Source organism: Kushneria phyllosphaerae (assembly GCF_900312995.1).
In the GTDB taxonomy this organism is placed as follows: domain Bacteria; phylum Pseudomonadota; class Gammaproteobacteria; order Pseudomonadales; family Halomonadaceae; genus Kushneria; species Kushneria phyllosphaerae.
Genome location: NZ_ONZI01000001.1, coordinates 991,503 through 1,005,979, shown reverse-complemented (window position 1 = coordinate 1,005,979; position 14,477 = coordinate 991,503). Strand labels below are relative to the sequence as shown.

At 56.6% G+C, this 14,477-nt stretch carries 15 protein-coding genes and 1 pseudogene; 8 read left to right on the top strand and 8 right to left on the bottom strand.

Annotation, left to right across the window (positions count from 1 at the left end; all coding sequences use genetic code 11):
* The first annotated feature begins 88 nt into the window (after positions 1 to 88).
* A complete protein-coding gene (locus KSP9073_RS04415; RefSeq protein ID WP_108842042.1) occupies positions 89 to 577 on the top strand; it encodes a phosphate-starvation-inducible protein PsiE in 489 nt (162 codons plus the stop codon).
* Between the two features lie 72 nt (positions 578 to 649).
* On the opposite strand, the gene KSP9073_RS17865 is transcribed toward KSP9073_RS04415, so the two are convergent.
* The 5 genes from KSP9073_RS17865 to KSP9073_RS04400 all read right to left on the bottom strand — a co-directional run bounded on the left by KSP9073_RS17865 (position 650) and on the right by KSP9073_RS04400 (position 4,283).
* The gene (locus KSP9073_RS17865) at positions 650 to 1,132 is read right to left on the bottom strand and encodes a sulfatase-like hydrolase/transferase (RefSeq protein WP_279310044.1); all 483 of its coding nucleotides are present in this window, start codon (positions 1,130 to 1,132) and stop codon (positions 650 to 652) included.
* A complete protein-coding gene (locus KSP9073_RS17860) occupies positions 1,125 to 1,817 on the bottom strand; it encodes a sulfatase-like hydrolase/transferase (RefSeq protein WP_279310043.1) in 693 nt (230 codons plus the stop codon). The genes KSP9073_RS17865 and KSP9073_RS17860 overlap by 8 nt, the downstream gene beginning before the upstream one ends.
* Positions 1,814 to 2,344, bottom strand: a complete 531-nt coding sequence (locus KSP9073_RS17765) for a DUF3413 domain-containing protein (RefSeq protein WP_279310042.1) — start codon at positions 2,342 to 2,344, stop codon at positions 1,814 to 1,816. Before KSP9073_RS17765 ends, KSP9073_RS17860 begins: the two co-directional genes overlap by 4 nt.
* A gap of 261 nt (positions 2,345 to 2,605) precedes the next feature.
* A complete protein-coding gene (locus KSP9073_RS04405; protein WP_108841691.1) occupies positions 2,606 to 3,529 on the bottom strand; it encodes a Brp/Blh family beta-carotene 15,15'-dioxygenase in 924 nt (307 codons plus the stop codon).
* Positions 3,530 to 3,599: 70 nt separating this feature from the next.
* A complete protein-coding gene (locus KSP9073_RS04400; protein WP_108841690.1) occupies positions 3,600 to 4,283 on the bottom strand; it encodes a bacteriorhodopsin in 684 nt (227 codons plus the stop codon).
* A 317-nt stretch (positions 4,284 to 4,600) separates the two neighbouring features.
* On the opposite strand from KSP9073_RS04400, the gene KSP9073_RS04395 reads away from it, so the two are divergent.
* Together KSP9073_RS04395 and KSP9073_RS04390 are read left to right on the top strand one after the other, a co-directional pair.
* Positions 4,601 to 5,332, top strand: coding sequence for a hypothetical protein (locus KSP9073_RS04395; RefSeq protein WP_108841689.1), 732 nt, complete (start codon positions 4,601 to 4,603; stop codon positions 5,330 to 5,332).
* 225 nt (positions 5,333 to 5,557) lie between these two features.
* A complete protein-coding gene (locus KSP9073_RS04390; protein ID WP_108841688.1) occupies positions 5,558 to 6,652 on the top strand; it encodes a calcium/sodium antiporter in 1,095 nt (364 codons plus the stop codon).
* 307 nt (positions 6,653 to 6,959) lie between these two features.
* On the opposite strand, the gene KSP9073_RS04385 is transcribed toward KSP9073_RS04390, so the two are convergent.
* Positions 6,960 to 7,709, bottom strand: coding sequence for a Crp/Fnr family transcriptional regulator (locus tag KSP9073_RS04385; RefSeq protein WP_243409108.1), 750 nt, complete (start codon positions 7,707 to 7,709; stop codon positions 6,960 to 6,962).
* A 433-nt stretch (positions 7,710 to 8,142) separates the two neighbouring features.
* On the opposite strand from KSP9073_RS04385, the gene KSP9073_RS04380 reads away from it, so the two are divergent.
* From KSP9073_RS04380 to KSP9073_RS17760, 4 genes and pseudogenes are all read left to right on the top strand, one after another.
* Positions 8,143 to 8,880: a Crp/Fnr family transcriptional regulator gene (locus tag KSP9073_RS04380; protein ID WP_108841687.1), complete on the top strand. Its 738-nt coding sequence runs from the start codon at positions 8,143 to 8,145 to the stop codon at positions 8,878 to 8,880.
* 47 nt (positions 8,881 to 8,927) lie between these two features.
* Complete coding sequence (locus tag KSP9073_RS04375; RefSeq protein ID WP_108841686.1) at positions 8,928 to 9,629, top strand: hypothetical protein; 702 nt, start codon at positions 8,928 to 8,930, stop codon at positions 9,627 to 9,629.
* Positions 9,630 to 9,739: 110 nt separating this feature from the next.
* Positions 9,740 to 10,270: pseudogene (locus KSP9073_RS17925) on the top strand (DinB/UmuC family translesion DNA polymerase); the annotation flags it as partial.
* Positions 10,271 to 10,284: 14 nt separating this feature from the next.
* Positions 10,285 to 10,497 (top strand): DUF4113 domain-containing protein, encoded by a 213-nt coding sequence (locus tag KSP9073_RS17760; RefSeq protein ID WP_243409107.1) that lies wholly within the window; start codon positions 10,285 to 10,287, stop codon positions 10,495 to 10,497.
* A gap of 81 nt (positions 10,498 to 10,578) precedes the next feature.
* On the opposite strand, the gene KSP9073_RS04360 is transcribed toward KSP9073_RS17760, so the two are convergent.
* Complete coding sequence (locus tag KSP9073_RS04360) at positions 10,579 to 11,607, bottom strand: methionine synthase (protein ID WP_108841683.1); 1,029 nt, start codon at positions 11,605 to 11,607, stop codon at positions 10,579 to 10,581.
* A gap of 26 nt (positions 11,608 to 11,633) precedes the next feature.
* Positions 11,634 to 12,617, bottom strand: coding sequence for a DUF1852 domain-containing protein (locus KSP9073_RS04355; RefSeq protein ID WP_108841682.1), 984 nt, complete (start codon positions 12,615 to 12,617; stop codon positions 11,634 to 11,636).
* A gap of 317 nt (positions 12,618 to 12,934) precedes the next feature.
* Between KSP9073_RS04355 and KSP9073_RS04350 the strand changes: the two genes are divergently transcribed.
* On the top strand, positions 12,935 to 14,425 hold the full coding sequence (locus tag KSP9073_RS04350) for a methylenetetrahydrofolate reductase C-terminal domain-containing protein (RefSeq protein WP_108841681.1): 1,491 nt from the start codon (positions 12,935 to 12,937) through the stop codon (positions 14,423 to 14,425).
* The last annotated feature ends 52 nt before the right edge of the window (positions 14,426 to 14,477 follow it).

Genomic DNA, 14,477 nt, shown 5'->3' with positions numbered 1-14,477 from the left:
AGCATTGAAGCACCGCCGGACGCCTGTCTGCTCAGCCGTCACGGCAATGGCGCGCGCTGTTTATCACATTATTTTTCAGGATATGACCATGCCGACAAGGACAAAAGAGCCCCTGGGCTCGCGATTGCACCAACAGGCCGACCGCCTGGGTAACCTGCTGGTGAGCACCTTCCACTTCGTGGCGCTGTTTGCCATCGGCGGCGTGATTGCGTGGGCAGCCCTGGCGGCCTTTCTCGAGATGATTGCCGATGGTCAGGCGGATATCGATGATGTGCTGCTGTTGTTTATCTATCTGGAACTGGGGGCGATGGTCGGCATCTACTTCAGAACCAATCATATGCCGGTGCGCTTTCTGATCTATGTGGCCATCACCGCACTGACGCGCATGATGATCGGGGACATTCAGCATCACCACCGCCCGGATATGGGCATCATCTATGTCGCCGGCTCGATTCTGCTGTTGGCCCTGTCGATTCTGGTGGTTCGCTACGGCTCTCACCGTTTTCCCTCGGGGCCTCACCGCAACGTGGCGCCTGCTAGAGCCGGTGAGCAGGATGACACCACTGATGAACACTAGGGCGATACCCCGGCCGTTGCCGGGGCACCTTTTCCTCAAGCGCCCGCCTGTTTTTCGTCATCAGCCGCCCGGCTACTTTTCGTAAAACTGGCGAAACTGCTGCAGGGCCTCAAACACCGCCGGGGAGAACCCGGGGTTGTCGAGCGGCGTCAGTTGGCGGTCGAGTATCTTCCACTGACCGGTGCCATTGACCACGGTAATCCGGTCGGACTCGATAATGCCGTAATCCAGATAGCTGCTGGCAATCACCCAGGGATGATTCAGTTGCTCATCGAGCAGATCGCCCCCCTGAGCATAGTCCGAAAGAGGATTGGTGCAGCCCAGCGCGTGACGCATCAGCATCGGTGCCACATCCAGATGGCTGGTCATGCCATCTTCCACCCCCGGGGCAACGCCCGGCCCGTGCACGATCATCGGCACATGGGTCTGAGGTGCGGCGAAGTTGCTGTTGTGCCCCCAGTAGTTTTTGTGGAAATCATTGAAGGACTGGCCGTGATCGGCGGTCACGATCAGCACGGTATTGTCCCACTCCCCGCGTGCTTTCAGATCATTCAATGACCCGCTTGATCAGCTGATCATCATAATGAACTGCATTACGGTGCAGGTTGAACAGCAGCGCAGGATCGGTATCCGGACCGAGCTCGAGATAGTTCATTTCGCTGGCCGAGGGCTGAAATGGCATGTCCGCACCCTCGGGAACACTGTAGCCGTGCGGCGCATCGTAAAACAGCATGCCAAACCAAGGCCTGTCGTGCTCGGTGCGCTCGTGTTGATCAAGCCACGCCAGCCAGTCGCTGGTCATGCGGGCATCGCGTTCGTGAGGCGTGTCACCGGGGGTTCCCATGCGCAGCGGCGACACCGAGGAAAAGACGGTGCGATCAAAGCCCACGCTATCCAGACTCGCTGCGGCAAAGATCCCCAGCGCATAGTTTTGACGCTGCATCTCGGTGACCAGCAGCAGCGGCGTCTGGGTGTTATTGATGTAGGCGTTGTAGTTGCCGGTCAGCCCATAAAACAGGCTCATGACCCCGGTGCGGGTGCTGTTACCGCCGCTGTAATGCTCGGTATAGCGCCGTCCGCTCTGCGACAGCGCGGCATGGATATTGGGGGTGGTCCGGGCGTCGTATTCATCGCTGCGCCAGGAGTCGATCATGACCAGCATGATGTTGGGAGAGGACTGCGGATGGCACTGCAGCGGATGACGCGGCCACTCGAGTTCACTGGCTTCATGGGCACTCACATCATCCCGCGCACTGCGCGCGGATCCAGCCAGCCGTGCCCGGCCATGAAATCCTTGGCCGTGGCCGGAAACAGCAGCGGATAAACGCTGGTCTGCTGGGTGACGCTGCGGATGTAGCGGGCATCCGCCACGATGTGCAAAAGGTGGCTGGCCACCAATGCCAGCAGCAGCACACCGGACATCTTCCCGACCGGCCAACGCTCGGGATTACCGGCCATGATCAGTCGACGCGCCAGCCACCCCTGCGCCAGCAGCAACGCCGCGGCCACACCGACCACCACACACCATGTCTCGGAGGAAAGGCTGAAGATTTCGCCGTTTTTATCGTTTAAAAACAGCGACACCATGAAGTAGTTCACATGAAAGCGATACTGAGCGTAGACCACCGTATCCACCAGCAACGCGCTGGCACCCAGTGATGCCAGCAGTGCCGCCAGCGGCCAGAGAAAGCGCGATGGCAGCACCAGTGCCGGCAACAGCAGTAACCCCAGCCCAGCGGGACCAGCAGGCCGAAATGGCCGACCCATGTCAGCACCAGATAGAGGATGCCCCAGCCATCGTGGGACATTTCCATGAAAGGGAGATAGCGAAGTGCGATCAGCCAGACGAGCGACAGCTGACAAAGTGCCAGCGCCAAGGTCGTGCGCAGTCAGGAAGAGACAACATCCACGTCGATGACCACCTGAAGCCGTTGATTGCGTGGCGACGCAGTTTACAGGGGTATGACAGACGGTGGTGTATCGGATCGCGGTCTCATGTCTGTCACGACAGGCGGATGAAAGACCGTATCAGTCGTGGGCGGCCTTCACGGGGGCGTGAGCAATACGCTCGCCCAGCCACTCCACCAGCATGTGCGGCACGGTCAGACAGGCAAGCCCGATAAAGACCGTCTTGATCAGCGCCCCGGTAACATGATCATGGCTCATCCAGAGATAGCCGGCGCCGGCGCCCACCCAGGTCATCAGCACCACCGGCGCCGCCACGGCAAGCATCTGGCGGCGCCCGGTCAGGCCATGTTCATGGCGAATGGCCCCGAGATGCAGCGGGCTGTGAAAACAACAGAAGTAGCAGACAAAATAGATCAGGGGATTGAGTGTGATGGCGCCCAGCAGCAACAGACCGATCGCCAGCAGAAACATGGTGCCCTCACGACGAACGCCGACCAGCACGATACTCAGTGCCAGCGCCACCAGCGGGCGCGCGGCTTCGATAAAGGGAGAGGGATCAGGGACAGCCAGTGCTCGAACAATGTCGGTAACGTCATCGGAACGCCAGACAAACGGCAACCCGATCACCAGCACGCCCCAGCACAGTCGATGGATCAAACACTGCCTGCCGCGCCAGTCAGTGCCGAAATGGGCCGCCGAAAGCACCAGAAACAGGATCAGGGCCAGCGCCGACCAGTGATACCAGCACTCGAGCAGCATGATGGACAGCAGCAGATAGCCCAGCATGAAAAGCCCCAGCAGGGCCCTGGGATAGGGCGTATCGGGCAGGTAGTAACGAATAAGCCGCGCACCGGTCAGGTGATCGAAGGCGCCGTGAGGCAGTCCCAGAAGCGCTACCCCCACCGTTAATACCGTAAGCGATATCACATTGGCCGAGGCGCCCTGCTGTGACAGCAGGGCCATCACGATGGCACCGGCCATCAGCCAGAGCAGCCGACCTCGAATGGTCCCGGTGCCCTTGCGTAGCGCGTTGATCGATGTCATGACCCTGTGCCTTTAGGAAGTGCCGTCGAGATGGCCGACCGGGCCGCATGACAGCGGCCCGGTCATGACATCAGTGTGCTCGTGACTGTCCCTGGCGGGCAGCGTTGAGGGCAACCGCGCCAAAGCCGACCTTGGCCGTCACGTCCAGCACCAGATAGAGCCAGCTTTCAATATCAACGGAGATCATCCCGGCGCCGGAACTCCCCACCAGCCAGACGATGGGATAGCACACCCAGAGTGCGGTCAGCATGCCGGCCAGCTTCGAATAGGGTGCTATCTGGCCATCCTCGCTGGCACGGCGACGCAGCGGCCCCCAGATCAGTCCCAGCACGACGAAAAAGGCCACCATGCTGATCACCCACCAGTAGTAGTTGTAGGGTGCTACAGAAAGATTACCCACCAGACCGGTCACGATCATGTAAACGTCGGCCGCGATCAGCGCCGCCAGCAGCGTGGCAATGCGCCCGAGCGTGTTCCCGGCGAACATGGCAAGGCTTGTCAGCAGGATGGGGGTCGTGATGACCCAGTCGGTGTAACGGGCAAAGTAGACCGTGCGCCCGTTAAAGAAGAGATCGCCCTGACCCAGCGCCATGGCAAGATAGTTGGCAAAGGCCACGAACACGATGGTCATGGCTGCCACACCATGACGCTTTTCAACCTGCGGCAGTCGGCGACTGGCCAGCCAGAACAGCACCCCGCCCAGCAGCATCGCGATCCAGCCGATCGTAAAGGAAAGTTGTACGCCAGATGACATGTCGAGCACTCCATTGCGTTTGGAAAGATGTCATCACTGGTGCCGGGAGATGGCCTGTCGATGCGCCATGACGCTTGCAGAGCCCATAACTGAAACCAGACTGAAGACATAACAAAGGTTAGTCGACGTTAAATTTCTTATCAAAATTGATTCCATAAGTTATTTCTATCGAATTCGATCTCACCCATTACCTTTCTTCCCGCAAAGACGACCCATAAAGCGACAGCAGATCAAGCCGTCGTTTCGATGAAGGGCCGGCGCCTGCGCTCTGCTACCATGATGTTTCAGATATCTTCCATGCCTATAGAGAGGGCGGCATGCTCAGCCAGCTACACCCCCTGTGGGCCTGGATTACCGACAATGCGATCGTGGTCGGCGGTCTGGCCAGTATTGGCCACGTACTCATATGGGGCATTGCCATGCAGGTGGCCGTCAGCGACGCTCGTGCGCTGCGGCGGCCTTCCATCCTGATCAAGCACGGCAAGGCCCGACGGCTCGACAGCCCCTGCATGATCAGCAACATGGGGCATGGCGTCGTGTTTGTAGAGTCCATCATTGCCCGTCTTGAAACCGATCAGCAGACGCTGACCTGTGACATCACCGAACTCGCGGATGAAGATACCCGCCAGCAGCCGTCCTCCTCCGAAGAGGACAGGACCGACAAAGGCGACACCGACAAGGGCGGGGGTGAAGAGGAAGGCGAGCTGGTCACCCGGATGGGCCCGCTCAACTCGATGCAATACATGAAGGCGAGCAACTTTGATCGCATTATTTCTCATGCCGCGCAGCAGCATGGCCTGACGCTCGATAGTGACTACACCGTCAGGGGTAGCGACGAGACGCTCAAGGCCATCGAGATCAACCTGATTATCATTCAGGCGACGGAAAAGCGCCCGATCGGGGCTCGCCGTCGATTCAATCTTGCGCGCGACGACCGCCGCCAATGGCTGATTGTTCCGGAAAGCAATAACACCCATCAGCTCTATTCCTGGCGCCAGCGCCGAGCGCTTGATCAATGGCGACAGGAGATCAACATTAACAGTCTGTAGCCCATGCCAGGGCTTCGAGACGGCAGATCATTCTGTCGCCTTTCACCAGATGCTGATCCTCCTGCCGATTTTTTCAAAAGCCTGATTTAACCCTCTCCTGCGTGCAAGCTTCAGCTCGCCATCAAGGCAGTCGGTAGCAGCAATGGCTACTATCCTGAGCATATCCAATCCGCACATGGCCGAAAGACCGCGGTTTGACGACACCTTGAAAAGAGATGCCTCGTAATGACACTGATGACCTTCGTGTATCTGGCCGCAGGCCTGGTGCTTTTGATGGGTGGCGCCGAAGTGCTGGTGCGTGGCGCCTCAAAACTGGCCGCCCTGTTCGGCATCCCCTCGCTGGTCATCGGTCTGACGGTAGTGGCCTTTGGCACCAGCGCGCCGGAAACAGCGGTCAGTGTGCAGTCTGCCTTCAGCGGGAGCGGGGATCTGGCGCTGGGTAACGTGGTCGGCAGCAACATTGCCAACGTGCTGCTGATTCTCGGACTTACGGCGCTGGTGGCCCCGCTTATTGTCTCGCGCCAACTGATTCGACTTGATGTCCCGCTGTTGATTGCCGCCGGGCTGCTGGTCTGGGCACTGGGTGCCAACGGGGTATTGAGCCGGCTTGATGGCGCGCTGCTTTTTGCCTGTATCGTGGCCTATACGCTGTTCATGGTGATCAGCTCACTGCGCGAAAGCAAAAAAGAGGCACAGGCCGCAGTCCTGGACAATCCCGACGGAGAACCTGAAGCATCGAAGGCGCCGATGGCCTGGATGATTCATGTCGCCATGATTGCCGTCGGGCTGGCGCTGCTGGTAGGCGGCTCTCACTTTCTGGTGGAAGGCGCCACAACCCTGGCCCGCGCGCTGGGGCTATCGGATCTGGTCATCGGGCTGACCGTGGTGGCCATTGGCACCTCCCTACCGGAGCTTGCCACCTCGATCATGGCGGCCGTAAGGGGCGAGCGCGATATCGCTGTCGGCAATATCGTCGGCAGTTGTCTGTTCAATCTGCTGTGCGTGCTGGGCCTGGCCGCGCTGGTCGCCCCTCAGGGCATCCCGGTACCCGACAACGCGCTGGTCTTTGACTTCCCGGTGATGATTGCCGTGTCGATTGCCTGCCTGCCCATTTTCTTTACTGGCTACCGGATCGATCGCTGGGAAGGGCTTTTGTTTTTTGCCTACTACATCGCCTACACAACCTATCTGGTGCTTTACTCGACCGAACAGGACAGCGCCACCCTGCTGGGCGACGCTTTGTTGTTCTATGCGCTGCCTCTGACCACGGTCACGCTGGCAGTATTGGGCATTAGAAGCTGGAAGGCCCAGCGCGCCTGATCATGACCAGCATGAAAGATATCTGTCACGAAAAACGGCGCCTGAAAGGCGCCGTTTTCATGTTCCATCGGTACGTTTAGCCATGGCTAAACGCAATTAATGCTTTGAAATTCATGATATCCAACCTTCTCATGAACCCTAATGCATTCAACACAATCTCATTGGGGCAATTTGATTCAAGTTATGTTAATCAGTTTGGTAAATCATCACACTGGTGAGCTCTATCAGGAAAGATAGAACTATTTGAGTAAAGGGAATTACTCCGGTCAGGGAAGACACTATTGATTCATGGCGAAAGGATTCGCTTTTATTTTTTATTGATCAATTCGCCCTTATGGTTTACCAGCCTTTTATCCAGATGCAGATAAACGGCGTCAAATTCGGCTACCTCCTTTAGACCTTCAGGGTCAACGACAGTCAGCTCCTTGCGTGCAAGGATAATAAGCCCCTTTTGACGCAATCGCTGTAACACCCGATTGATATGGACCGGCGTCAGACTCAGTGCCTCGCCAAGATTGGCCTGAGTCATTGGCATCTCCAGCGTGTTTCCCTTTATGAGACCGGCCACCTGAAAGCGCACAAGCAGCTCACAAAAAAGATGAGCAACACGCGCTTCAGCGCTGCGCAGGCCAACGTTGAGGATCCAGTGCCTAGCAATGGCCTCATCCACCATTAAAGACCAGAACAGGGCTCGGGCAAGACGGGGGAAATCCTCGATAATTCGATTAATACTTTCTTCAGGCACCATGCCAACGGTCGTGGTCGTCATGGCGCGTATCGAGTGATCCATTCGGGACAGCAGGGTGACATGAAGATCGCAGAGATCTCCCTTGATCAAATACCCCATGACCTGTTCACGTCCATCAGAAAGCATCTTGCAGCGACATGCCCAGCCATCAATGATCAGATGGACAGCGGGAGGATTTTCGCCCTCCTTGATGATGTAGTCGCCCTTTTCAAGGCGTTTTTCCTGCGTGGGCGCTGCGCGCAGCATCCTGATTTCGTGTTTTTCCAGATCCGTATAGTGCTTAAGCTTTTCAAGCAGAGGATCGATCATGGCAGCACTCCAGAGAGGGTCATCATCTCAACATGTTCTCGAAGCGAACAGAAGCCTTTCGTCAGTTCACTATTACTTGTCCATCCTGATGATCTACCTGAAGCAATCATGGCAGTCCTGCAGGCCAGAACGGCCATAAAAACGCCCTGTTAATGGGCAGTAATTCGGATGAGTAGCGAATAAAAGTCAAAACCTTCAAAAGCAAACAGCGTCCATTAATTAAATGTTACAACAAAGACCCTTAATGCTACATGAGAGCCTTTTTTATAGACCTCTATTAATCTGGGTTATTTATTTTAACCTGCTCTCACGGGATATATTAAGCAGGATAATGAGAGGCGCTCGAAGCAGGCGCCATTAAAAGAGGTCGACCCACTCTCCCTCCAAGATATTTCAGGCCCATTCAGTCGGAGGATGCGACGAGGGAACGTGCATGTATTCATTTATCAACAAAATGAATTTCTACTCCTGTTTGACCCCTGAAGAAAAGACCGCCATTCAGGACTGTGTTGACAGTAAACACCGTTTTGCAAGAGGCCAGAGGTTGACAGGCGCCGATGAAAAACCGGACAAGATCAGCATTGTTACCGATGGCTGGGCCTGTCGTTTCAAGACCGCCCATGACGGCACCGATCAGATCATTTCCCTGATTTTACCCGGCGACCAGTGTGAAGATCTTTCTTCCGTTCACTACCGCCCGGGCTACAGTGTCAGAGCGCTGTCGGATATCCGCCTGACCCGACTGGACCGCCAGAAGTTTCTTTCACGCCTGACGCCTGATTCAGGTCTTGCCAATGGGCTTGCCTGGTCCTCGGTCGTGGATACTTCCATGATGGGAGAGTGGCTTTTGAACGTCACTCGCCGACCGGCCGCCATGCGCCTGGCCCATCTGCTTTGTGAGCTGTTTACCCGCTATGCCATCATTGGCAGGACAGATGACAGCAGCATGTATTTTCCGCTGACCCAGGTCGCTCTGAGTGAAGCCCTGGGACTTTCCCCGGTCCACCTTAACCGCTCCCTGCAGCTTTTGAGACACAAGCAAATGGTCTCGCTTTATCGCAAGACACTGACCATCCTTGACTGGCGACAACTCGCAGGATTTGCCGATTTCGACAATCGTTATCTTCATATCAGCGGCAAACTGCCGGTCAGTCTGCGACTCGCCTCATGACCTGCCAACTCTGAATCACGTACCCCATAACCCAAAGAGTGTTTTAAATGTTTTCCTCGCTGGATAGCCTGTGGCAGTGGATTACCGAAAATGCGTCCACGTTCAGCGGGATTACCAGCGTAGGAATGCTGATCATCTGGGCGGCCTATCTACAGATGTTGCTGCACAACTTTCGGATGCAGCGCCGTCCCCAGATCATCATCAATCGAGGCAAGGGGCGGGATATCAACTCGGTGTGTTTGTTCAGCAACATGAGCAAGCAAAGCGTCTTTATCGATCTTGTCATGGCGCGCATCACCACTTCAAAAACACAGTGGCTCTGCAATGTCACTGATATCGTCGATGACTCGGGCCAGCCGGTCAGCCTCGACGGCCATGACAAGGGTAGAGACATCAGCCTTCGTGAATTCACCCGTCAGGGACCCATGGTCTCGGGGGATTACATGGAGGCGGGCACCTTCGGCAACATGATTCGACAGGCCGGGTTTGCCAGGGGTATCGAGTTTGATGAAAATCACGACATTGCCGGTGACGATGAACTGGTGTCGATCGAGATCAGCCTGATTGCCAATTTTGGCGCAGAACGCCATCAGATTGGTGCCCGTCGAACATTCCACATTCAAAAAGCCGACGATGGCCGCGTCCTGCTGATACCGGACGATGCCCGTACCGAGCAGTTCAAGACACGCCGGCAACGCCGCACCCTGCAGCGCTGGCGACGTGAACTGGAAGACGTGCCCGACAAGTGACCCGATTGCCCTGCCATTGCCCATCGTCATGGGCCTGGATGCCGAACCTGCGAAACCTTTTGCCGTGACTCCGGGGCATGAGCCAACTCATCGTTTGGTCGTAGAACGGCATAAGCGACGTAGCCAAGCTTGCCAATCGTCACGCCAAAAAGCACCCGGCCACCGGAGGCGTTTTCACACTGAATGCTGCCGACAGCCCTGATACGCATGCGCTGCTGGCACGTACGCCAATCGCCGATGTCTGGGGCGTTGGCGGGCGCGTGGCAGCGCGGCTGCATTCGAGCGGGATTGATACGGCACTGGCACTGGCCCGGGCCAATCCTCAATGGATTCGACAGCAGTTCTCAGTGGTACTCGAGCGCACCGTTCGCGAGCTCTGCGGTGTCAGCTGCATCGACATGAACGAGTCGCCTGACAGCCGAAAAATGATCATGACCAGCCGCTCGTTTGGCAAGGTGACGGCCAGTCGTTACGACCTCGAAGAGGCCTTGCGTGCGCACGCCTCATGCGGTGCACAGCGACTGAGAGCACAGCGAAGCCTGGCGGGTGCCGTAATGGTGATGCTTCGCACCAATCCTCACATGCGACATCTCACGCAGGATCATGATCGGGTTGTGCTGCCATTGCCGCGTCCTACCGACAACACCTTCGAATCGTGGCCACGGCCCAAAGTGCGCTGGCGCGGCTGTGGAAACCGCGACGCATTTTTTATCAGAAGTGCGGGGGTCAGCTCAATACACGGTTTGGACGCAATACGGTGACGGTCGGGGTGCAGCGTCAGCAGGCCGATTGGCAGCTGCGCTGTAGCTATCGCTCGAATCGATGGACCACGCGCTGGGAAGAGCTGCCCGTGGCCAGACTGACGTGACAAGCGTCGAAAGTGGCGGCCATGCCCTGCCCCGCCAGCGCATCCTCAGATATCCATGCCCGCTGCTTTCCAGGCTGGATATCAGGAAGAGAGCTCCCGGCGGATGATGTCGGCACCGGCACTCAGGGCATTCAGTTTTCCTCTTGCCACATCACGTGACAGGGGCGTCATGCCGCAGTTGGTGCAGGGATAGAGTTTGTCAGCATCCAAGAACTGAAGTGCCTTTCTCAAAGTATTGGCCACCTCTTCTGGCGTCTCAACGGTGTGGGTCGCTACATCGATGGCGCCCACCATTACCTTTTTGCCCCGAATGAGCTCGATCAGATCCATGGGGACATGAGAGTTGTGACACTCCAGCGAGACGAGATCGATGCTGGACTTCTGCAGTCTGGGGAAAATCTCCTCGTATTGGCGCCACTCGCTGCCCAGCGTCTTTTTCCAGTCCGTATTGGCCTTGATGCCATAGCCATAGCAAATGTGTACGGCCGTTTCACACTTGAGCCCCTCAATGGCCCTTTCCAGGGTGGCAATTCCCCAATCGTTCACTTCATCGAAGAAAACGTTAAAGGCAGGCTCATCAAACTGGATGATATCAACGCCGGCCGCCTCCAGCTCCCGGGCCTCCTGGTTGAGAATGGCAGCAAATTCCCAGGCCAGTTTTTCGCGGCTTTTATAGTGATTGTCGTACAGCGTATCGATCATGGTCATGGGCCCCGGCAGAGCCCACTTGATGGGTTGATCGGTCTGCTGACGCAGAAATCTGGCATCATCGACAAATACCGGCTTCTGACGAGCCACCGCACCCACGACCGTGGGTACGCTTGCCTCATAGCGATCACGAATTTTAACCGTCTCGCGCTTTTCAAAATCGACGCCGTCAAGGTGCTCGATGAATGTCGTGACAAAGTGCTGACGTGATTGCTCACCATCGCTGACGATATCGATACCGGCGCGCTGCTGTTCGTGCAGCGACAAACGCAGCGCATCCTGCTTGCCATCGATCAACGCCTGCCCCTGCAATTTCCAAGGAGACCAGAGCACTTCCGGCTGCGCAAGCCAGGAAGGTTTGGGCAAACTGCCGGCCGTTGACGTGGGTAACAACCTTTTCATGATGGATGACCTTATTGTCGAAATGATCAATGAGCGCTGGGGGCGAACCACTGCTCAAGTTGCGCCTGGTAGGGTTTAATAAAATGCTCTTCAACAAACCTGCCCTGCTCAATGCCTAGGCGACTGCGCTCTTCTCGGTCGTAAACAATTCGCGTCAATGAATAATCCTGATGTTCCAGGCTGGGCCGCCAGGATTTTCCTGCTGCAAAATTGGCATTATAAATTTCGGGGCGATAAATCCTTTGAAAGGTATCCATCGTGCTGATGGTGCCGATAAGCTCAAGATTGGTGTAATCATTGAGCAGGTCACCAAAGAAATAAAACGCCAGCGGCGCGACGCTCCCCGTTGGCATGAAGTAGCGAACCTTTAAACCCATCTTCTTGAAATACTCATCGGTCAGGGAGTACTCGTCCTGCCGGTATTCAATGCCCAGCACGGGATGGTAATTGTCAGTGCGATGATAGGTTTTGCTGCTCGACACGCTAATGCAGATCACGGGCGGTTTATTGAAATGTGCCCTGTAGACGCTTGAGTTGACGAAGCGTTTGAACAGGTTGCCGTGTAACGCCCCGAAATCCTCCGGAACGCTGAAACCCGGCTGGCCCCTGTTATGTTCCAGCAGTCGGACGCTGAAATCGTAATCGCGCACGTAGGAAGAGAAATTATTACCCGCGATCCCCTCAATAGAGGTATCGGTATTCAAATCAATAATCCGGGTCTTCAGGATCTCGATCAGCGGCAGCGCATTGTCGGGGCGGGCAGCATCCATCGCCATTTCAACGGAAATAATGTCGAGCTCAACGCGATAACGGTCGCCCTCGGGATTGTCCCAATGCGCCAGTGTGTTAAAACGACCATTGATCATTTTCAGGGTATTGCGCAGGTTCTCCTGACGCTTTTCGCCCCTGGCCAGATTGGCAAAATTGGTGGTAATGCGAGTGTTGTCCGACGGTCGATAATCTTCATCGAGCCCCGTGCTTTTGATGGTAAATGCAAACGTTTCGCTCATTGCGTCCTGCCACCCTGATGTCCGCTGCCCCTTGCCTGCCAACCAGATACCGCCTCAAAACCGCTCTTTTGACTCAGCAGCGCGTGGACTCAACTGCCGAGCCGTCAGGACTGCTCTGATATGGTGGACAGCGCCTGGTTAACTGTTTGATAAAGACATTGTCGACGGCCCTTGATCATGAAACAAACTGAATGTGCTCATGATGGTTACAAATTTTTCTCATGATCAAGTGGCGTCATGTCCTGACGCGAGCAGCTCTGGCGCTGAAAAGGGATAAACCTGTCGAGTGAAGCTGCGCAGACCGGGAGAGGCCAGGCATGTTGAGAGAAGCACTGTGTCAGCAACGCTTTATCTGCGTTGTCGAATTCGTTCCCGGGCTTTCCGGTGAGCGCTGCGCTGTCTTCGAGTCAATGATGCAGCGTGCGCAGCTGTGCGGCTGGCCAATGGTCGCCGCAGTCGCGGATCGAGTCAGCAGCAGCCAGGATCTCTCGCCACTGGCGGCATACTCAAGGCTGGCGCATTCCCTGCCGACACTGCTTCACTTCTCGGGCAAGGCTCGGGAGCGCCATGACCTGCTGAAACAGCTGGAACAGATGGATGCCGCCGGCCTGGACCAGCTTCTGCTGCTCAGTGGCGATCGCCTTCCCGGTCATGAGCCCGGTCAGCCGGTACGCTATCTGGAATCGGTGCCCGCCCTGCAGATTGTCCGGCAGGCCAGGCCGAACTGGCTGCTCGGTGCTGCGCTCAACCCCTTCAAGTACCACGAGGAAGAAAGCGGCGCGCAATACTTCAAGGCCGAGAAAAAGCTCGCAGCCGGGGCCGACTTTCTCACCCTGCAGCTGGGTTTTGACATGCAAAAGCATCGGGAGGCATTTCAGTGGATGCAGCAGCGAGCCACGCCTGTTTTGCTGCTGGCCTGCGTCATGCCGTTAACCTTCAAAACAGCTACCTTTCTTGAGCAGGTGCCCGGTGTGGTCATCTCGCCTTCAATGCGCGATCTGCTGGCCGCAGAAGAGGCCATCTCACGTTCCCATGCCCGGGAACGCAGTCTTTTCCGACTCGGATTGCAGGTCATCGGTCTTCGCCTGATGGGATATGCCGGCATTCACCTGTCAGGTATCCACACGCCGGCGCAGCTGCAGGCGCTGGAAAAGGTGATCCATGCTCAGCAGGAAGGGATACAGACACTCGCACAGTGGTCTGCTGCCTGGGAGGCCAGCTGGCAGATGCCCGGCCTGCCGACCGTCATTTTTCATCCGGAGCACGCTGACTGGCGCATGGGCCAATCAAGTGTGCACGCCACCAGCAGGGAACAGTATCGCTATCACGTGCTATCGGCCGTCCACACCCTGCTGTTCAGTCGCAAAAATCCGATAAGCCGAGGATTTGGCTGGCTTTGCAGACGCCCTGTCTGGCGCACTCCACGCGGCGCTCGCTGGCTGCATCAACTGGAGCGCCGCCTGAAAGGGCCCGTAGTTGGATGTGATACCTGCGGCAATTGCCGTCTTGAAGACACCTTGTACGTTTGCCCGGAGACCTGCCCCAAGGGGCTTGCCAATGGCCCCTGCGGAGGCACCCGACTCAACCGATGTGAGTTTGGTGATCGTGAATGCATTCACAGCGTCAAGTACAGAACAGCCAGAACCACACAACAGACCCATGTACTTACGGACCGCCTGATTCCGTGCGTGGATGCCGACGCTCGCCATCAAAGTTCCTGGCCTCGCTGGTTCACACCACCCCAGAAGGAAGAGCGCCACGGCAAGCCCCGCTCAAGCGATGCTGATGCCATGGAGAAGATTGAATAGCGATTGGCCTCCCGAAAACCTCTGATAACGGTTTATGGCTGATGGTATCTCT